Origin of the sequence: Flavobacterium gossypii (genome assembly GCF_014138495.1) — a bacterium.
Lineage (GTDB): Bacteria > Bacteroidota > Bacteroidia > Flavobacteriales > Flavobacteriaceae > Flavobacterium > Flavobacterium endophyticum.
Window position 1 is genome coordinate 51,034 of sequence record NZ_JACJIS010000004.1, and the last position, 19,353, is coordinate 70,386.

Genomic DNA, 19,353 nt, shown 5'->3' on the forward strand with positions numbered 1-19,353 from the left:
CTATGGAACCTATTATAAAAAACCTTCCGCCAACCCAACTGGTCGGCATGCACCTAAAGATGTCTTTGTCTGATAACAAGACATTTCAGTTATGGAATTCTTTTATGCAAAGACGTAAGGAAATCAAGAACAGTATAGGCACGGACTTGTATTCGATGCAAGTCTATGACGCTTCATATTTTGACAACTTTAGCCTCGATGCCGAATTCATCAAATGGGCTGCCGTAGCGGTAGACGATACAGCAAACATTCCTGAAGGAATGGAAGCCTATTGGCTCAAAGGCGGCGACTATGCCGTTTTTACGCACAAAGGCGGACCAGCAGAAGGAGCAAAAGTATTTGACTATATTTTTCAGACATGGCTTCCTGCCTCAGACTATCTGTTAGACCAGCGGGAGCATTTTGAGCTGTTGGGATCTAAATACAAAAACGACGATCCAGAGTCGGAAGAAGAAATCTGGGTTCCGGTCAAGCTAAAAAAAGAACTGATGGACAAGACAAAAATTGCGGTAGGCCTATTCGACAAGCTTGCCGAATCGTACCAGACTAGATGTATGGATGTGAGCTTGTATAGCGATTCATTCAACCGATTCTGCGACAGCATTGCCAAGCAAGATGCTGCCGTATTGGAGCTAGCCTGCGGGCCGGGCAACGTAACAAAATACCTGCTCGATAAACGTCCTGATTTTAAGATACTAGGAACTGATCTGGCTCCCAGGATGCTGGAACTGGCCAAAGCAAACAATCCGAACGCCGTCTTTGAATTGATGGATTGCAAGGACTTAGGAAAGGTTTCTGAAATCTATGACGGTATCGTCTGCGCTTTCTGCCTGCCGTATCTCTCAAAAGAAGAAACAGCCAAGCTGCTGCAAGATGCCTCTAAAGTACTGGCATCCGATGGCGTACTGTTCCTGAGCACGATGGAAGACGATTATGAAAAATCGGGATGGGAAAAGGCAAGCAACGGCGAAGAGGTTTTTATGCATTACCATAAAGCCGAATTTCTGGTTGCCGAATTGAAGTACAACGGCTTTATAGTTATTGACCAGCAACGCAAGATTACTGAAGGAAGGGATGGCGCGCCCGTAACCGACCTGCTGCTGATTGCCCGAAAGGCATAACCGTTTAGCAACCTAAATTCTTAAAATTTAGATTCTTCTGGGCAATGACAATAATTTTACAGATATTTGCACTCTGCAATTTAAAATAAATAAACAAAAATATTTATGGGAATGAACAAGAACACCATTCTGGGCTGGGCAACTTTTGTTATGGTTCTGATGGGACTGCTGCTAATCGGTCTGGGCCTATTTCGCTATGACGATGTAGCTGGCTGGGGTTTCGCAGCCGTAGGAATCGGCTTTTTCGCAATCGCTTGGGTTTTCAGCTCGCTGAAAGGCCGCGTATGATAATACTGGTATAAAAAACGAATCCGCCTAAAAGGCGGATTTTTTTATGCTAATGGGCCAGCTTGCCTGGCGTGATGCCGAACTTGTTCTTAAAAGCAGTCGTAAAATGCTGTACATACTGGTAGCCGCAATACGCCGCCACTTCCTTGACCGGCTTGTTCTCCTCCAGCAGCATGCGCTTTGACTGCTGCATCCTGATTTCATGCAAATAGCCGAATACCGTAGTGCCGAAAAGGATCTTAAAGCCTTTCTTGAGCTTGAAGTCGTTAAGGCCCACCTTGCGCGACAGCTCTAACAGCGAGTAGGGGCTGGTGATGTTCTGTTCCAGCAGCATCTTGGCATGGTGAATTTTTTCTACATCTTCCTTTCGTATCTTTTCCGAAGGCACTACAGAATGCGTGCTTTCATACTGCTCGATTTGCAGCAAGAAAAGCTCTAATATCTTAGATTCTAAAAACAAGCGTTTTAATACTCCCTTTCGCTGGCATTGGCTGATGTCGGCCAAAAGAAGATTCATCTGCACCGTGATAGGCATGTTCTGCGGACTCAAGGAATTGCTGATTTCCTGCTTGTCGATGCCCTTCAGGAACTTGTCGATGGTCTTGCTTTCGGAATCGGCAAAACGGTTGAAATAATTTTCTGTAAAATGAATCTCGAAAACATCGTTCGGCACTTCCTGCTTGCCGCCTCTGAACTTCCCTTCAAAATTGCTAGAATAGAAGAAATTATGCTGCTGAGGTCCGAAAGAATAATCATATTTAGAGTTAAGCGATTCTACTTCCGCATGTCCTGCAAGCGAAAAGTGCATTTCAAAAACAGAATAATCGCTCTTGAAATTCATGCAGACTTCTTGGTGCAACATGCTGCGGCGTTTTAAGGCATGCACGCCATCGAACCAGATTTCTGAAATGGCGGCATGTCCGATTTTGTTGTCAAACAAATGTGTTTCTTGTTCGATGACATCAGTAATGCCATCATAAGCCGCATGGAAATCTTTTTCGAAAAGAATTTCGTCGAGGTCGCTGTCATTTATGGTTATTTTCATCGTAATCCGTTTAGCGTAAAACAACATCCGCTTTGCGTAAGCTAAGATAGCTAGGCATTTCGGACATTTGTACAAAGATAGTTATTTAGAATCAATCTAAACAAAATAATTTTTACGAATGGCAACAGTACCAAAATGGTTGGGAGATACGATGGAAGTGGTTTATCAGCGGTTTATGCACGAAATGGTCGTAACCGATGTAGAATACCTAGATGAAAAATTAAAACGAGTACGCTTTGAAGGCGACCTCAGAAAAGTAAAATTTATACCCGGCTATGTCGTCAAAGTACGCGTGAACGATACCGAGTACCGCCATTATACATTATCGGCGTTTGATACGACAGTCGGATACTGCGAAATAGTCTTCTATCTGCACGGCATGGGACCGGGAAGCAGCTGGGCAGAAGCCTTGCGGATGGGAGACAAGGCCAAGTTGTTAGGGCCCGGCGGAAAGCTGCATTATTCTGAAAACAAAGAAAATCACTTTTTATTTGGCGACGAAACCTCGTTGGGCTGGATGAAATGTATGGAAGAAGAAGCCGAACGTCGGGAGGAATTTTTCTTCGGTTTTGCAGAACTGGACGAACCGCACCAAGATTGGGCGAGCCGACTCGGGAGCTCTGTGAAAATAGTAGAGAAGTCATCAGACAATCCGGCACAGCCCGTGATCGATATCCTAAAAGAATGGGAAGAAGATTTTTGGGAAACCGCAGGAAATACTGTCTTTTATCTCACTGGACGCACAAAGTCGATACAAGCCTTCCGAAAGTTTCTCTTGTCGAAAGGCATCATCAGCAGTCGGATAAAATCAGAACCCTATTGGGCAGAAGGAAAAAGCGGGCTGTAAGAGCCCGCTGTAGTTATTAATGCGAAACGGTTTTCAGGCCGATAATCGAAGCGATCAATGTCGCTATAAAAAAGATTCTCCAGAAGTTAGCAGGGTCTTTAAATACGAAGATGCCTAGCAATACGGTTCCTACCGCGCCGATTCCTGTCCACACCGCATAAGCCGTTCCGAGTGGCAGGTTTTGCGTGGCCTTGATCAACAACGACATGCTGATAATACAGGCAACCAAAAAGCCGCCGTACCATGCATACGATTCGGTTCCTGTAGCTTCTTTAGCTTTGCCCAAGCAAAAGGTAAATGCGACTTCAAATAATCCAGCTATAATAAGTATGATCCAATTCATAAATGCTATTCTTTTAAGATTTAGGCAAAGGTCGTTTCTTGTCGCGAGATCTTTTTTTACAAATGATAAAAAATAAACGGTAGTAAAAGCTAGGAGGGTTTTATTTGATCTCGGCCCTGATCCTGCTCAAGCTGACCTGCGTAATGCCCAAATAAGATGCGATATAGCCAAGCTGTATTCTCTGTACAAAATCGGGATTGTCTTGGAGCAGTTCCAGATAGCGCTCTTTAGCCGATTTGAACAGTTTGGAGATAAGCCGTTCTTCGGTATGGAGAAGCAGAGTTTCTGCAAATTTTCGTCCCCAATTGGCTATGCTGATATCTTCTAAAAAAAGCTGCTGCAGGTCCTGGTTCTTAATTTCATACAGTTCGCAGTCTTCTAATAGTTCTACGCATTCATAGCCAGGCTTGTTGTCTACATAGCTTTTCATGGAAACAATAGGGTCGCCTTCTCGGCCAAACCAAAAAGTAATGTCTTTTTCTTCTTTAGGGGCAAAAGCCCTAACGATACCTTTCTTGATAAAATAGACGGAAGTTTCCGTCTTATCAGCTTCTAAGATGATATGTCCTTTCGGTAATTTTATTTCGGTGCTATATTGCACTATTTTTTGGCCCGCTTCTTTAGAAAGCGGATGTATGTGATTCAGTATTTCGAGAATGTCCATTCCGGATAAATGTTTCTGCAAGGTACTTATTTTTCTGCAAAGCCAGAAGATGGAATACTTAAGCAGGCAAAGCAGACGTTAATTTTATTGTAAAAGTAAGTGCCTAAATCTATGGATGAAAGAAAAAGTCTATTTTTGAAAGGCTTGCATAACTATTTAATCTTTCGTATTGATGAAAACTACTTCTTTTATTGCTGTATTTTTATTTGTATTCCAGCTTGGCTTGTGCCAGTCAGAAAAGCTACTTCATGGAAAGGTTAGTACTGATGGTTTTCCGATTGCAGGTATTGATGTTATCAATCAAACCAACAGCACCCTGACTGTGACGGATGCTTCGGGAAAATTTTCTATCTCGGCAAAAGTCGGCGATGTTCTCATTTTTGCAGGAAAGAATTATACGACCAGGAGGATTTTCCTCAAACAGAAAGATTTTGAAAAGGCCGGCATGGAGGCCGCTTTAAATCAAGAAGCAATACAGCTGGTAGAAGTAGAAATTACCAAAGAGACAGATGATGTAAAACTTGATGCTCCTACTGCTGTGCCATTGCGGTCTGTGGACAATATACTGAATTCTCCTACCAACACAATGGTCTATAACGGTGCCATAAACCACGGACTTAATTTTGTTGCCATAGGCAAAATGATTGGAAAGCTTTTTAAAGGAAATAAAGATGACAAGGCTGTAGCTAGCGTAGACATTAAGGAGTATGTTTCTGATAATTTCAACAAAGACTTTTTCCTCAAGACTTTAAAATTAAAGGAAGAAGAGATTGGTATTTTTCTTGAATTCTGTTATGCCGATCCCAAGGCGACAACTATTGCTAATACTAACAATGTACTAGAAGTAACCGATTTTCTAATTTCAAAAAAAGAGGATTTCAGAAAGTTGAAAAATTAAAATTTTATGGTGTTGGGAATTCGTAAGGCATAAATAATGCAGTTGAGTTGAGCGATAATGCAAAAAGTATCGCAAGAGCCGATAAAAGGTAATTTTTAGACTGAATAATGTTACAAAGCTTTGAGCAGAATTCACTTACAATTCTATATATTTGTTTTTCAAACTAAACTTAAGAATGAAAAACCTCCTCCTCCTGTTGGTCTTAACCTTTGCAACAGTATCCCAAGCTCAAACCATTGCTTTTGGTGATGTCAGGTTAAAAAACAAACTACTTTATTCTGATGTGACGAATGCTACGGCTAAAGACGTCAACGGTAATCAGATAAAAATCGATGCCAACGGCAATAATGAAATCGAAGTTTCGGAAGCCCAAGCGGTATACCAGCTTGATTTAAATGTAGTGCAGACTGTTTTGGCAAATACCTATAACTCAGTTGCAGGATTGGAAAATTTTGTAAATCTGCGCAAGCTGGTCATGCATTTTTATTACAATCCATCGATTTCTTTTGCAGCTTTCCCATTCTTGGAAGATTTGAGTTTTACAGGTAGCTCGCAAACAAATTCACTCAGCTTAGTGGGTATACCTAACTTAAAACGGTTAAACATATCAGACAATGCGTATATCAACAACTTGGATTTTTCTACCGTTCCACAGCTAGAATATCTGAAATGTAATTTTTTGGGACTTACAAGTCTGAATGTTTCCATGTTGACACAATTAAAAGAATTGGTATGTCCCAATAATAGGCTAACGACACTTAATCTGACAGGATTAACCCAGTTGACCAAATTAGACTGTAATGAAAATAGATTAGTTTCCTTGAACTTGTCGGGGAATCCGTTGCTGCAGTATGTTGATTGCAGTAAGAACTACACTGCTCTAACGAGTTTGAATATCACAGGACTAACACAATTAACGTATTTGAATTGCAGCTACAACAAGATTGGAACATTAAATGTAGCTACCAGCCCTGGACTGCAATATCTCTATGCACAAAGCAATGACTATACTTCTTTAAACCTTTCAGGTTTTCAAAATTTGTTAGAATTAGATTGTACACAGCCCCAATATTCAGAACTTTTTACAAGCTTGAATTTGACAGGATGTGTTAGTCTGAGGAAATTGACAGTAGGGGGAACCAAGATCACTTCTTTGAACCTAACCGCAATGCCTAATTTAGAATATCTTAATATCGACAGCAATATTTTCATTACGACATTAAATATTTCAGGATTATCACGATTAAAAGACATTTTAATGAAGCGAACCACGGCCTTGACCAATTTTACTTTTACGGAATTGCCTGCATTAGAAACTATCAATTTTGAAAATTCAGCAATTTCTCGCTTAGATTTAGAGCATAGTCCGCTGTTAGGAGGCATTTATGGCGATAACAGTGCTGTAACTTTTGTCAACGTATCCAATTCTACGAGCCTTTATTCCCTTAATTTGAATTCGTGTCCAAATTTAAAAACTTTGTTGTTAAAAAATGGACGTTCTAGTGGTGATGGAGCTAATTATTATTTTAGCAGCCCTTCTTTAGAATATTTGTGCGTAGATGAAGATAAGTTCACCTATTACCAACAACTATTGACAAGCTTTGGTATAACCCAATGCCAGATCAATTCGTACTGCAGTTTCCATCCTGGAGGAACTTATTATGAGATTACAGGAACCAATAGAATAGATACCGGAGCCAATGGCTGTAGTACTGCTGACCCAGTATATCCAAATTTGAAGCTGAGAATTGCTAATGGCTCTAACATCGGTTTTTTAGTGACAAGAGCTGACGGCAGTTTTAGCATTCCTGTACAAACTGGAAACAATGTAATCACGCCAGTGCTTGAGAACACAAATTACTTTACGGCTTCTCCAGCCAGTGCTACTGTAAACTTCAATACCGCTACTAGTCCGTATAATCTGTCTTTTTGCCTTGCTCCTGCAGGAAATAAAACTGATGTCCAAATCATGATGATGCCAATTACAGCGGCACGTCCAGGTTTCGATGCAACCTATAAGCTGATTTATAAGAACAAAGGCAATCAAGTTGAAAATGGTACGATAAACTTAGCATTTCCAGACAATAGTATTGATTTAGTATCTGCTGCACCCGCTGCAATATCTAGCAATGGAATGCTGGCATGGAATTTTACTAATTTAAACCCAATGGAAACCCGAGAGATAACTTTAGTATTTAATGTTAACTCTCCTATGGAAATACCTGCTGTGATTAATGGCGATATTTTATATTATACTGCAAGTATTGCTACTGCCAATACAGATATTGACATGTATAACAATACGTTTACGCTCAATCAAACGGTTGTAGGATCTTATGATCCAAACGACAAAACTTGCTTGGAAGGAACAGCCGTGCCTGTAACGGCAGTAGGCAAGTATGTACATTATTTGATACGTTTTGAGAATACGGGAACGTATCCTGCAGAAAACGTTGTCGTGACAGATATGATTGATGCCACTAAGTTTGAAATAAATACCTTAGAGCCAATTTCAGGAAGCCATCCTTATATAACCCGCATAAAAGGCCAAAAAGTAGAGTTTATTTTTGAAAATATTAACCTGCCATTTAGTGATGCTACTAACGATGGATATATCATGTTCAAGATCAAAACCAAAACGAACTTAGGAGTAGGAAGTACCTTTACTAATGAAGCAAAAATCTATTTTGACTATAATTTGCCAATCGTGACGAATCTGGCTTCTACTTCTATAGCAGTATTAGGTCGACCTGATTTTAATTTTGGGGATTATTTCAAATTGTATCCAAATCCGACAAAACATCTTATAAATATTGAAATCAAAGACGGACTAGGACTAAGCTCTCTCGAAATATATTCTTTTGACGGTAAAGTCATCATGGCAGTTCCGCAGCCGACGACTACACTTGATGTGTCTTCTCTAGCAGCTGGAGCCTATTTTATAAAAGTACATACTGAAAAAGGAAGCGCTACTACTAAGTTTATAAAACAATAGCAATTCTATAAAAAGAAAAAGACGCCTAGAGCGTCTTTTTTAGTTTTAGGCTAGATACATTTCCAAAGAAAACAGTAGCGCTATTGATGAATAAACATTTCTAGATTTGCATTTAAAAGCGATCTTGATAGTCGGCTTTTAAGCAAATTATGTACAGTGTTTAATAAATAAAAATGTCAGACGATAAGAAGGTAATTGAATTATTTTAATGTGTTTGTTTTCAATATTTATAAGATGTTTGTCAGGATTTTTATTGCTTGAGGATTTAAGCTTTGAAATCCAATACCTGATAAAAGTTACATTAAAGCTTTGATATTTATATAATCAATTTTACAGCGGTTATATGCTGTAACAATTATGGCTTATTGATAGCAACAATCAAGAAAATAGCGATCAAAATTAAAATATTTAAAATTATTAGCCAAATGTGTTTTTTGATTTGTAAGCTCTTTTTGAATTTAACTTTAAATAGAAAATAAGTTAAAATCAGAATTAACACTGCAGGGAAAGCAACAAAAATAATTATATAAAAAGCTGTATAAACAGTTAATGCTTGTAATACATCTAAAAATGAAGGATTGCTAAAATGATAATAATACTTTGTTGTTGAAAAAATAACAAATAACAATGACGCGAAACTCATTATAACTGATAACCAAAATATAAAATTTAAAAATCTAAGAATTATTGAAATTTTGCTTTCTAATAAACTTATACTAAGGAGTTTTTTTAACATGTTTCAATGATTACGTTCTAATTTCCGGACGCGTTTTAAGTCAGCTCAAAGCAGTTAGTTATAACTTTTTTAATTCTTCAATGATTTTTTCAGTTTCAGTGTTTTCAATCTCTTTCAAATCAATTTTAGTGTCCCAAAAGTAAAATCCGTTTTTGTCTTTTGCATATGGACCGAAACCTTTTTCAGTTTTAAAAGTCTCATAGTCGACCGAATCCATTCTCATGGCTCTTTCCCCGTAAATATAGTTTTTGTCTTTTGCATAACAATCCCCAATTACTTTAAATGTTTTTACGTCAGAGTTTTCAACTATTGCGAAATTACCACCATCAGACATTAAATAATGTCTATAAACATTTTTTTTATCCTTGTAAAAAGAACTTCCTAGATATTCAAAAGTTAAAGTATCAATTACGGAATTTATGCTTTTTTCTTTAATAGAATTATTATAAGAAAGTTTTGTGATATATATGTTGGTTCTGCTTCCATCATCGTTTACTTCTACTGTTTTTATTCCTAAATCACCATTTTTAGATTTCCATAAAGCATAATTAGTTTTAGTCCAATTTAAATCATCGTTGATTCTATCTATGCTCTCATTGCTAGAATTTTTACAATTAGATAAACACAAGGAAAAAATAATTAGAAATAATAGTTGTATTTTCATCTTTAAGATTAATGTTCTGATAATTACTGCTAACGTTTTGCCCGTAACCGTCAGTTGCGGATCAAAGCGAACTGAGTACTCTCTGCTAAGATAGAATTTCTTCGTGAAACACAACTTCCGGTTACCGAAATCTCCGCAGTCTTTTTTTCATTATTAAAGGATTGAATGCCAATTATACCGAACTCATCGCTTGCTTTTTTTTTATTTAAGACTATCTTTGTTGCCATAGTTTTAAGTTTTGGCTAACTATAAGTTTAGTTTCCAAGTGGCAACATAAAATGGAAACATTTGAGTGATTTTCATAGGAATAAGCAAAAACGAGTCAAGATTAAAGTTTTAATAAAAATGTTTAATATAATTTAAATTTCTATATGTCAGACGATAAGAAGGTAATTTTTTCGATGCAGAAAGTAAGCAAGACTTACCAAAGCAGCGACAAGCAGGTATTAAAAAACATCTATCTTAGTTTCTTTTATGGAGCGAAGATCGGTATTCTTGGGCTTAACGGTTCGGGAAAATCATCCCTATTAAAAATTATTGCAGGTGTTGATAAAAACTACCAAGGCGATGTGGTTTTTGCACCAGGCTATACAGTTGGCTACCTGGAGCAAGAGCCTCAATTGGACGAAAACAAAACTGTGATTGAAATCGTAAGAGAAGGCGTGGCAGAAACCATGGCGGTTTTAGACGAGTTCAACAAAATCAACGACCAATTCGGATTGCCAGAGGTGTACGAAGATGCCGATAAGATGCAGAAACTGATGGACCGTCAAGCCGAGCTTCAAGACAAGATTGATTCTTTAGGCGCTTGGGAAATTGATACCAAATTAGAAATTGCCATGGATGCCTTGCGTACTCCAGAACCAGATACCCCAATCAAGGTACTTTCTGGTGGAGAGAAAAGACGTGTGGCATTATGCAGACTGTTGTTACAACAACCAGACGTATTATTGCTGGATGAGCCTACCAACCATTTAGATGCTGAATCGGTTTTGTGGTTAGAGCAACATTTGGCACAATATTCAGGAACCGTAATTGCCGTAACCCACGACCGTTATTTCTTGGATAACGTAGCAGGCTGGATTTTGGAACTGGATAGGGGAGAAGGTATTCCGTGGAAAGGAAACTATTCTTCTTGGCTTGACCAAAAATCAAGCAGAATGGCTCTTGAAGAAAAAGTAGCTTCAAAGAGAAGAAAGACTTTGGAACGTGAGTTAGACTGGGTACGCCAAGGAGCAAAAGGCCGCCAGACAAAACAAAAAGCGCGTCTTCAGAACTATGACAAGCTTTTAAACGAAGACCAAAAACAACTGGATGAAAATCTGGAAATCTATATCCCGAACGGACCTCGTTTGGGAACCAATGTGATCGAAGCAAAAGGCGTTGCGAAAGGCTATGGCGACAAATTGTTGTATGAAGACTTGAACTTTACATTGCCTCAAGCTGGAATCGTTGGAATCATCGGGCCTAACGGTGCGGGTAAGACGACCATCTTTAGAATGATCATGGGCGAAGAAACGCCAGACAAAGGAGAATTTTCTATCGGTGAAACGGTGAAGATTGCGTATGTAGATCAGGCGCACTCAAACATAGATCCTAACAAATCCATCTGGGAGAATTTCTGCGACGGACAAGAGTTGATCATGATGGGCGGCAAGCAGGTAAATTCAAGAGCCTACTTGAGCCGTTTCAACTTTGGAGGAAGCGACCAAAACAAAAAGGTAAATACGCTTTCTGGAGGAGAAAGAAACCGTCTCCACTTAGCGATGACCTTAAAAGAAGAAGGAAACGTACTGCTTCTGGATGAGCCAACCAACGACTTGGACATCAACACGCTTCGTGCTTTAGAAGAAGGTTTGGAGAATTTTGCGGGCTGTGCGGTAGTTATTTCCCACGACCGTTGGTTCTTAGACAGAATCTGTACGCACATCTTGGCTTTTGAAGGAAATTCTGAAGTCTATTTCTTTGAAGGCAGCTTCTCAGAGTATGAAGAAAACAAGAAGAAACGATTAGGCGGCGACCTGACTCCGAAACGAATAAAATACAAAAAATTGATTAGGAATTAATAAAATAACAAAATCTCGGTATAGACCGAGATTTTTTTTATTTATAGTATATTTGGAGTAAAAATTATCTATGCCCCGAAATAGAATAATTTCATTTGTTCTGGTCCTACTACTTTATTGCAGCCTGGCTTTTTCGCAAGAAAATATAAAAGATACTAGAACCCGAATTTATGATCTCATCTGTAAAGCCGATGGCTTGCTGACAGACCTGAAATATATGGAATCGCTGCAGGTTTCCAAACAGGCTTTGAATTTGGCATATAAGAACAAGCAATACGATTATGTTGCGATGTCCTATAATACTATTGCGGGCTGCCATGAAGAACTCATGAATACCAATATGGCTTTGGCCTATTATAATAAAGCCCTTATTTATTCTCAAAAGACTCAAAATGATACGATCAAGGACTGGATTTACAACAACATTGGCAATCTCTACAATTTTGCGATAAAAGACTACGACAAGGGAATTTACCATTATAAAAAATCGCTCCAGTATGCCCAAAAAGTAAAAGACACTACCGAAATAATCTTTACAGAAATGAACCTGGCTTGGGCGTATTTCAACAAGAAAGATTTCGTGCAGGGCCTTCCTTATCTAAAGAATGTCGAAAAACACCTTGACAAGTATGGCGATATCGAATCCAAAGTAATCGTAAACAACCTATTCGGGATGTATTACAGCAGTAACGGCAATGCTCGGCTGGCCGATTCGTATTTTAAGCTTGCCATTGATTATGGAATTCGATACAAGCAGCAAAATGCTTTGGCAGACGCTTATGCCGAATATTCAAAGCATCTCTATCAAATCAAGGATTATAAAAATGCGTATATCAATAAAGTACATTATGAAGAGCTGAAAGACGACCTTCACAATCACGAAAAATTAAAAAGCGCCCAGATAGCAGGAATCCAGATTGAGCTTGATGAGTCCAGAAGAAAAATTGATAAGATTGAGCTTGAGAAATATGCCCAGCAAAAGAATCTAAGGAATTCAAAGATTATCGTCATCTTATTTCTTGCCATACTAATCATCCTGCTCTTGCTGCTGTATACTTTTTACAAGAACAGCATCTACAGAAAAAAAGTCAATCAGAAGCTGCTAGAAAGCAATGAAGAGCTAAAGATAGCAAAAGACAAGGCCGAAGAATCGTCTATACTGAAAAGCCAGTTTATTTCTACCGTAACCCACGAGCTACGGACGCCTTTATATGGCGTTATCGGAATCACCAACTTAATTCTTGATGAACATAAGGAACTAGAAAACAGTCCGCACATCAACTCTTTAAAGTTTTCGGCGCGTTACCTTTTATCGCTCGTAAACGATTTGTTGCAAATCCATAAGATAGAAGATAAGAAAATAGTGCTGGAAGAACTTCCGCTGAATGTCTTGGATGAGATCGAAAAAGTGAAAGAAGCCCTTCAGTTTATTGCCATCAAAAACAGGAACAAGGTGATGATTGACGTAGATATCGAAATACCCGAATATTTGATAGGCGATAAGCTGCGTTTGTCTCAGATTTTGGTGAATCTTACAAGCAACGCCTTGAAATTTACGCAAAACGGAGTCATAAAATTAGCCGCCGCGTTGGAGAAAAAAGAAGGAAATACCTATTACATAAAATTTGAGATTGTCGACAACGGATGCGGTATAGCAGTCGAAAATCAGAACAAGATTTTTGAGAAATTTGTACAGATTGACAGAAAAGAAGGAGATTATCAAGGGACTGGCCTCGGGCTTTCTATCGTAAAACGTCTTTTAGAGCTTCTTGGAAGCAGTATTCGTCTAGAGAGCAAGGAGGGCGAAGGAACCACCGTCACGTTTACGATTCCTTTCGAATATGATGCGAACGCTACAAAAATGTATATTGAAAACATTGATGTCGATACGACAAATATTTCTTCGTATAAGATTCTTGTTGTAGAAGACAACAAAATCAACCAGATGGTGACCAAGAAAATCATCGAAAAGAACAACTACAAATGCTTTGTTGTTGATGATGGTTATGCTGCGCTGGACATTCTCGAAAAAGAAACATTTGACGTTATCTTGATGGACATCAACATGCCTGTCATCAACGGATTTGAAACAACCCGAATGATTCGCGACAAAGGAATAGACATACCTATAATCGCCCTTACGGCTTTTGATAAAGATGAAATTACCGACGAAGCAAAACTGTCAGGAATGAACGACATCTTAATCAAGCCTTTTGAGCCTTTGCGCTTATTCCAGATTATCAATAGCCAGATTGCAAAATACTCAACGCAGCACTAGCTTATTTGAAATTTATCTCAGCATAAATAGGCAAGTGGTCCGATGGATAACGGCAGTCTTTAGAATCGCTTAAGGTGGCGAATTTGACAACTTCCATCGTATTTCTGTTGATAAAAATATAATCGATTCGTGTCGTTACAGGCTTATTAAATTCAAAAGCATTAAAAGTACCTTCAGGTCCAAAAACAATTCCCCTACATACTTTTTGGGCATCATCCAGCTCTTTCTTGATAAGCTGTAACGGAAGCGTTTCCGCTTCTAAATTAAAGTCTCCTGTCAAGACCACAGGAAGATTGTCCCTGTTTATTTTTCGGATTTTTTCTAAAATCAGTTTTGAGCTTTCGGCTCTGGCAATATCCCCGACATGGTCAAAATGCGTATTGAAAACCCAAAGTTTCTTTTTGGTCTTTTTGTTTTGGAACAAGCCATAGGTACATACCCTGTTGTAAGCGGCATCCCATCCTTTTGACGGCTTTTCTGGAGTTTCAGACAGCCAAAATGTATTTTCTTCCAACAGCTTAAACTTGTCCGAATTATAAAAAATAGCGCTGTGTTCTCCTTTTGATTTTCCGTCGTCGCGCCCTTTTCCAATAAAGCCATATCCAGTGAGCGTACTGTCGATATAACTCATCTGCTGAGGTAATGCTTCCTGTACTCCCATAAAATCGGGCATGTAGAATTTTACCTGATCGGTCATGAATTCTTTTCGCTTCGACCACTGATTCTCTCCATCGCTCTGTGTATCCAGTCGAATATTATAGCTCATCACTTTAAGATCTTGTGAAAATAATGCCTGTGCGGCCAGTAAGAATAGGAAGTAAAAAGATTTCATACGTCAGGGGGGATTTTTAGGTATACAAATTTAAAACAAAAAACGCTGGTTAGTACCAGCGTTTTTTATTCTTTTTTGAAGCATCCGATTTTCTCGAATTATTTTCTTTAGCCTTGTTTTTATTTCTCAAGTCCGGTTTTGCATTTGGATCAGGAACGATATCTTTCCAAGGGTAAGGATGGTCATTGATGGTCTTTACGTTGACTTTGATCAGGCGCTGTATGTCTTTCCAGTAGCCTTCTTCATCTTTAGAGCAGAAAGAGATGGCAATACCGCCATTTCCGGCACGGCCTGTTCTTCCAATTCGATGCACGTAAGTTTCCGGAATATTAGGAAGGTCAAAGTTGATGATATACGGCAGTTTGTCGATGTCGATTCCCCTTGCGGCAATATCCGTCGCTACTAAAACACCAACTTCTTTGTTTTTAAAGCTGTCCAATACACGCTGTCTGGCATTCTGTGATTTGTCGCCGTGGATGGCTTCAGCAGCGATCCCTTGCTTTCTTAAAGCCTTGACAACATTGTCTGCTCCATGTTTGGTTCTTGAAAAAACCAAGACATCGGAAATATTTTCGTTCTTGATCAGATGATATAAAAGCTGTCTCTTGTCTTCTTTGTTGACAAAATAAACACGCTGTTCTACCGTTTCAGCAGTTGATGAAACAGGAGAGACAGAAACATATTCGGGCTTGTTCAGGAACGTTTCCGCCAATTCTCTAATCGCCATAGGCATAGTAGCAGAAAACAGAAGCGTCTGCCTGTTTTTTGGCGTAAGCTTTACAATCTTTTTGACATCATTGATAAAGCCCATGTCTAGCATCTGGTCGGCTTCGTCTAACACTAGCGTATGCAAATGGTCAAGATCAATAAAGCCTTGCTTGTGCAGGTCCAATAATCGTCCTGGCGTGGCAATCAAAATATCGACGCCTTTTTTCAAGATATCTACTTGAGGTACTTGCGAAACGCCTCCAAAGATGGTCAGCTGTACGAGGTTGGTATATTTTGCATACGCTTCAAAGCTTTGGCCGATTTGTACGGCAAGCTCGCGCGTAGGAGTGACAACCAAAGTCCTGATTTGTTTTGCTTTTTTTGACGAGCCAACAATGCGGTGAATATGATGAATAATAGGAATTGCGAATGCGCCTGTTTTTCCAGTACCAGTCTGAGCACAGCCTACAAGATCGTTTCCTGCTAAAATAATCGGAATTGATTTTTCTTGTATTGGTGTTGCTTCCAAATAGCCGATTTCAAAAACGGCTCTCTGTATACTTTTGGAAAGTGATAAATCTTCAAATAACATAAAAGGTAATTTAAGTCTTTGCAGTAATTGCAAATACGGTGCAAAGATAGTTTTTATTATTTAATAGATTTCGTTTGCTTTTTTTGCAATAATTAAAAGAAAAAAGCCCCATATCTATGGAGCTTTGATCACTATTAACCAATATAAAACAAACCAACATGCAACTACTCATGTTTTTTTCTATAGGTACTATAAAATACCTGCGGCAAGACGGTCAGGGAGAAAATCATGCAGAATAGCAATCCGCCGACAATCATAATGGCCAAAGGTTTCTGTATTTCAGAACCCATCCCAGATGAAAGCGCTGCAGGCAATAGACCCATAGAACCCATCAGCGCAATCATCACAATGGGACGAATTCTGCTGTAAACTCCTTCTGAAATGGCTTTTCGCAACGGCATTTTTGCCCGTAAGTTTTCTTTCATCACCGCAATCAATATAATTCCGTTAATCGTATTTACTCCGAAAAGGATAATAAAACCGATACCTGCCGAGATGCCAAAGATGGTTCCCGTCATCCAAAGCGATAGGAAACCTCCGGCAAAAGCATACGGAATCGTGCTTGTCGCAATCAGCGTGTCTTTCATGTTTCCGAAGTTGAAATACAATAAGAACAAGATAAACAGCAATACAACAGGAACGATAATCGCCAGCTGTTTAGAGGCACGTTCCTTGCTTTCGAATTCGCCCGCCCATTTCATTGTGTTTTCTTTCGGAAGTTTGACTTCTGCGGCTACCTTTTTCTGTGCTTCGGCAATCGTGCTTCCCAAATCGCGTCCTTCAATACTGAAACCGATGGCAATATAACGGCTGTTTCCTTCCCTATAGATAAAAGTCGGACCGGTTTGGTAACTCACCGTCGCAATTTCTCGAAGCGGTACTTTTTTGCCGTCCATCGTCGGAATCAGAATGTTTTCGATTTTCTCTTTAGAATCTCTGTATTCTTTTTCAAAACGAATTCGGACATCAAACATTCGTTCGTTTTCATAAAAAGTCGTTGCGGCTTGTCCGCCAATAGTCATGGCAATTACAGCTTGGGCATCGGCTGTGGTTACGGCATAGCGTGCCATTTTTGAATCGTGTAATTGGATACGAAGTTCAGGAAGTCCTATATTTTTGTACACATTTACGTCTTCGATACCTTTTACAGGAGCGATCGATTTAGCGACTTTGTTGGCATATTCTTCGAGTTTAAACAGGTCGTCGCCAAAGATCTTGATGACCAGCGGACTTTTTACGCCTGCCACATATTCTTCAACATTGTCTTGAATCGGCTGGCTGAAGCCGAAGTTGATTCCGGGATATTCCTCAAGCTTTTCTTTGATTTCTGAAATTAGCTGTTCTTTTGAAATTTTCCGCTTCCATTCGTCCTGATGTTTCAATTCCATGTGGAATTCGATATTGAAGAAGCCTGTCGGGTCGGTTCCATCATTCGGCCTTCCGGTTTGGGAAAGGATGAATTTTACTTCGTCAAACTTTTGGAGCTTGGTTTTCATTTCTTTCGTAAGACGGACCGATTCGTCCAGATTAATGCTATTCGGCAGTGTTGCTCGGATATAAATAGCGCCTTCATTCAGCTTTGGAATAAATTCTGATCCGTAGAACATAAACCGTCCAAAGCAGACCGCAAGCAATAGGATAAAGCCATATACGGTAGCTTTTCGATGCCTTTCACTCCATAAGAACATTTTGTACAGATTGTTTCGGAAGAATCTGGAGATCCTATTTTCTTTTTCAACAATATTTTTTGTCAGTAAGACTTTACACATGGCCGGAACATAGGTCAAGCTCAAGATCAGCGATCCGACCAAAGCATAACCTAAGGTAAATGCTAATGGCGAGAACATTTTTCCTTCTACTTTTTGGAAAGAGAAAATAGGAAGAAGAGCGACAATCAGGATAATCAAGGCAAAGAAAATATAAGTAGCAACGCTTCCTACGCTTTTCTTGATAAGTCCCATTTTTGACATGCTGTTGAAACGCTTCATGCCGACTTTATGCGCTTTCTTTTCGAGCGAGACAAAGACCTGTTCGACAATGACGAGTGTTCCTTCGAGCAACAAACCAAAGTCAAGCGCTCCCATCGAAATCAGGTTGGCAGGAAGTCCTTGGATGCGCAACATGATAATCGCAAACAAAAACGAAAGCGGAATTACAGAAGCAACGATTACCGTTGTACGCCAATTGTACATGAAAATGAAAACAATCAGCGAGACCAATAAGACGCCTTCAATCAGGTTTTTGGTAACGGTATGAACGGTGGTGTTGACCAATTCGGTGCGGTCGATAAAAGGTTCAATGGTTACGCCTTTTGGCAGAATCCTTTCGTTTAGCTCATCGATTCTAGTGCGCAGATTTTCAATAACTTCACTTGGGTTTTCGCCACGAAGCATGACAACGATTCCTTCTACCAAATCATCATTGTTATCTAAACCAACTTGCCCTAATCTCGGCTTGGCACCAATTTTTACTTCGGCAACGTGCTTGACAAGAACCGGCGTGGAGCCTTTTACTTCAATTAATATATTTCCGATATCTTCAATATTATCGAGCAGGCCGACACCTCGAACGACATAGGCTTGATCGCCACGCTGGATGACATCGCCTCCTACATTAATATTGCTTTTTGAAACGGCTTCATACACGTCTAAAGGAGACAGATTGTAATTGACCAACTCTGTCGGGTTGATTTTTATCTCATAGATTTTTTCTTCGCCTCCAAAACTTACGACGTTTGCCACACCAGGAACCGAAACCAACTCGCGTTCGATAACCCAGTCTTGAATTGCTGTCAGTTCTTTTATCGGCAGATCGCCTTTTACTACGTATCTGAAAATTTCGCCTGTGGCTCCATAAGGCGGATCAATTTCGGCATCAGCGCCTTCGGGAAGACTTACGCTTGCCATTCGGTTAGAAGCATATTGCTGGGCATAAAAATCTTCTACATCTTCATCAAAAAGAACGGTTACGACAGACAAACCGAAGAGCGAAATCGAGCGCACTTCTGCTTTTTTCGGAATCGTGTTCATCTGTTTTGAAATCGGGAGCGTGATGAATTTTTCTACTTCTTCAGCGCTTCGTCCCGGCCATTGCGTAATAATTCGGGCTCTCGTATTCGTCACGTCAGGAAACGCTTCGATAGGAGTGTGCATATAGCTTATGATTCCTCCCGCGAACAGCAATGCGGTGGCAAAGAAGACAATGAGCGAATTTTTAAGCGAGAAGGCTACTATATTTTGTACAAGCTTTTGCATAAATTGTATTTGGATGGATTGC

At 39.5% G+C, this 19,353-nt stretch carries 15 protein-coding genes; 7 read left to right on the forward strand and 8 right to left on the reverse strand.

Annotation, left to right across the window (positions count from 1 at the left end; all coding sequences use genetic code 11):
- Window positions 1-2 precede the first annotated feature (2 nt).
- Both GGR22_RS14960 and GGR22_RS14965 read left to right on the forward strand, forming a co-directional pair.
- Entirely contained in the window at window positions 3-1,121 is a 1,119-nt protein-coding gene (locus GGR22_RS14960) for a GyrI-like domain-containing protein (RefSeq protein ID WP_182494322.1), read from the forward strand.
- A 105-nt stretch (window positions 1,122-1,226) separates the two neighbouring features.
- Entirely contained in the window at window positions 1,227-1,409 is a 183-nt protein-coding gene (locus GGR22_RS14965) for a CAL67264 family membrane protein (protein WP_182494323.1), read from the forward strand.
- Between the two features lie 49 nt (window positions 1,410-1,458).
- On the opposite strand, the gene GGR22_RS14970 is transcribed toward GGR22_RS14965, so the two are convergent.
- A complete protein-coding gene (locus GGR22_RS14970; RefSeq protein WP_182494324.1) occupies window positions 1,459-2,454 on the reverse strand; it encodes an AraC family transcriptional regulator in 996 nt (331 codons plus the stop codon).
- A gap of 118 nt (window positions 2,455-2,572) precedes the next feature.
- Between GGR22_RS14970 and GGR22_RS14975 the strand changes: the two genes are divergently transcribed.
- On the forward strand, window positions 2,573-3,301 hold the full coding sequence (locus GGR22_RS14975) for a siderophore-interacting protein (RefSeq protein ID WP_182494325.1): 729 nt from the start codon (window positions 2,573-2,575) through the stop codon (window positions 3,299-3,301).
- A gap of 16 nt (window positions 3,302-3,317) precedes the next feature.
- Here the strand turns inward: GGR22_RS14975 and GGR22_RS14980 are convergent, their stop codons facing one another.
- Together GGR22_RS14980 and GGR22_RS14985 are read right to left on the reverse strand one after the other, a co-directional pair.
- Window positions 3,318-3,644: a DMT family transporter gene (locus GGR22_RS14980; RefSeq protein WP_121377181.1), complete on the reverse strand. Its 327-nt coding sequence runs from the start codon at window positions 3,642-3,644 to the stop codon at window positions 3,318-3,320.
- A 100-nt stretch (window positions 3,645-3,744) separates the two neighbouring features.
- Window positions 3,745-4,308 carry a Crp/Fnr family transcriptional regulator gene (locus tag GGR22_RS14985; RefSeq protein ID WP_182494514.1) on the reverse strand — a complete coding sequence of 188 codons (564 nt, stop codon included), beginning with the start codon at window positions 4,306-4,308 and terminating at the stop codon, window positions 3,745-3,747.
- A 172-nt stretch (window positions 4,309-4,480) separates the two neighbouring features.
- Between GGR22_RS14985 and GGR22_RS14990 the strand changes: the two genes are divergently transcribed.
- Both GGR22_RS14990 and GGR22_RS14995 read left to right on the forward strand, forming a co-directional pair.
- On the forward strand, window positions 4,481-5,206 hold the full coding sequence (locus tag GGR22_RS14990) for a hypothetical protein (protein ID WP_182494326.1): 726 nt from the start codon (window positions 4,481-4,483) through the stop codon (window positions 5,204-5,206).
- A gap of 175 nt (window positions 5,207-5,381) precedes the next feature.
- Window positions 5,382-8,201, forward strand: a complete 2,820-nt coding sequence (locus GGR22_RS14995) for a T9SS type A sorting domain-containing protein (protein WP_182494327.1) — start codon at window positions 5,382-5,384, stop codon at window positions 8,199-8,201.
- Between the two features lie 794 nt (window positions 8,202-8,995).
- Here GGR22_RS14995 and GGR22_RS15000 read toward each other — a convergent pair.
- Both GGR22_RS15000 and GGR22_RS15005 read right to left on the reverse strand, forming a co-directional pair.
- Window positions 8,996-9,601 carry a DKNYY domain-containing protein gene (locus GGR22_RS15000; protein WP_182494328.1) on the reverse strand — a complete coding sequence of 202 codons (606 nt, stop codon included), beginning with the start codon at window positions 9,599-9,601 and terminating at the stop codon, window positions 8,996-8,998.
- A 50-nt stretch (window positions 9,602-9,651) separates the two neighbouring features.
- Window positions 9,652-9,828: a hypothetical protein gene (locus GGR22_RS15005; RefSeq protein WP_182494329.1), complete on the reverse strand. Its 177-nt coding sequence runs from the start codon at window positions 9,826-9,828 to the stop codon at window positions 9,652-9,654.
- 144 nt (window positions 9,829-9,972) lie between these two features.
- On the opposite strand from GGR22_RS15005, the gene ettA reads away from it, so the two are divergent.
- Window positions 9,973-11,667, forward strand: coding sequence for an energy-dependent translational throttle protein EttA (gene ettA / locus GGR22_RS15010; protein WP_121377178.1), 1,695 nt, complete (start codon window positions 9,973-9,975; stop codon window positions 11,665-11,667).
- Between the two features lie 70 nt (window positions 11,668-11,737).
- The gene (locus GGR22_RS15015) at window positions 11,738-13,945 is read left to right on the forward strand and encodes an ATP-binding protein (RefSeq protein WP_182494330.1); all 2,208 of its coding nucleotides are present in this window, start codon (window positions 11,738-11,740) and stop codon (window positions 13,943-13,945) included.
- Between the two features lies 1 nt (window position 13,946).
- Here GGR22_RS15015 and GGR22_RS15020 read toward each other — a convergent pair whose 3' ends face one another.
- The 3 genes from GGR22_RS15020 to GGR22_RS15030 all read right to left on the reverse strand — a co-directional run bounded on the left by GGR22_RS15020 (window position 13,947) and on the right by GGR22_RS15030 (window position 19,331).
- Entirely contained in the window at window positions 13,947-14,777 is an 831-nt protein-coding gene (locus GGR22_RS15020) for an endonuclease/exonuclease/phosphatase family protein (RefSeq protein ID WP_182494331.1), read from the reverse strand.
- A gap of 49 nt (window positions 14,778-14,826) precedes the next feature.
- Entirely contained in the window at window positions 14,827-16,077 is a 1,251-nt protein-coding gene (locus GGR22_RS15025; protein ID WP_182494332.1) for a DEAD/DEAH box helicase, read from the reverse strand.
- Between the two features lie 164 nt (window positions 16,078-16,241).
- Window positions 16,242-19,331 carry an efflux RND transporter permease subunit gene (locus tag GGR22_RS15030; protein ID WP_182494333.1) on the reverse strand — a complete coding sequence of 1,030 codons (3,090 nt, stop codon included), beginning with the start codon at window positions 19,329-19,331 and terminating at the stop codon, window positions 16,242-16,244.
- Window positions 19,332-19,353: the final 22 nt, after the last annotated feature.

Bases quoted from the DNA above. Each gene is read 5' to 3' on its own strand.
- GGR22_RS14960 (WP_182494322.1), top strand. From the start codon at position 3: ATGGAACCTATTATAAAAAACCTTCCGCCAACCCAACTGGTCGGCATG.
- GGR22_RS14965 (WP_182494323.1), top strand. From the start codon at position 1,227: ATGGGAATGAACAAGAACACCATTCTGGGCTGGGCAACTTTTGTTATG.
- GGR22_RS14970 (WP_182494324.1), bottom strand. From the start codon at position 2,454: ATGAAAATAACCATAAATGACAGCGACCTCGACGAAATTCTTTTCGAA.
- GGR22_RS14975 (WP_182494325.1), top strand. From the start codon at position 2,573: ATGGCAACAGTACCAAAATGGTTGGGAGATACGATGGAAGTGGTTTAT.
- GGR22_RS14980 (WP_121377181.1), bottom strand. From the start codon at position 3,644: ATGAATTGGATCATACTTATTATAGCTGGATTATTTGAAGTCGCATTT.
- GGR22_RS14985 (WP_182494514.1), bottom strand. From the start codon at position 4,308: ATGGACATTCTCGAAATACTGAATCACATACATCCGCTTTCTAAAGAA.
- GGR22_RS14990 (WP_182494326.1), top strand. From the start codon at position 4,481: ATGAAAACTACTTCTTTTATTGCTGTATTTTTATTTGTATTCCAGCTT.
- GGR22_RS14995 (WP_182494327.1), top strand. From the start codon at position 5,382: ATGAAAAACCTCCTCCTCCTGTTGGTCTTAACCTTTGCAACAGTATCC.
- GGR22_RS15000 (WP_182494328.1), bottom strand. From the start codon at position 9,601: ATGAAAATACAACTATTATTTCTAATTATTTTTTCCTTGTGTTTATCT.
- GGR22_RS15005 (WP_182494329.1), bottom strand. From the start codon at position 9,828: ATGGCAACAAAGATAGTCTTAAATAAAAAAAAAGCAAGCGATGAGTTC.
- ettA (WP_121377178.1), top strand. From the start codon at position 9,973: ATGTCAGACGATAAGAAGGTAATTTTTTCGATGCAGAAAGTAAGCAAG.
- GGR22_RS15015 (WP_182494330.1), top strand. From the start codon at position 11,738: ATGCCCCGAAATAGAATAATTTCATTTGTTCTGGTCCTACTACTTTAT.
- GGR22_RS15020 (WP_182494331.1), bottom strand. From the start codon at position 14,777: ATGAAATCTTTTTACTTCCTATTCTTACTGGCCGCACAGGCATTATTT.
- GGR22_RS15025 (WP_182494332.1), bottom strand. From the start codon at position 16,077: ATGTTATTTGAAGATTTATCACTTTCCAAAAGTATACAGAGAGCCGTT.
- GGR22_RS15030 (WP_182494333.1), bottom strand. From the start codon at position 19,331: ATGCAAAAGCTTGTACAAAATATAGTAGCCTTCTCGCTTAAAAATTCG.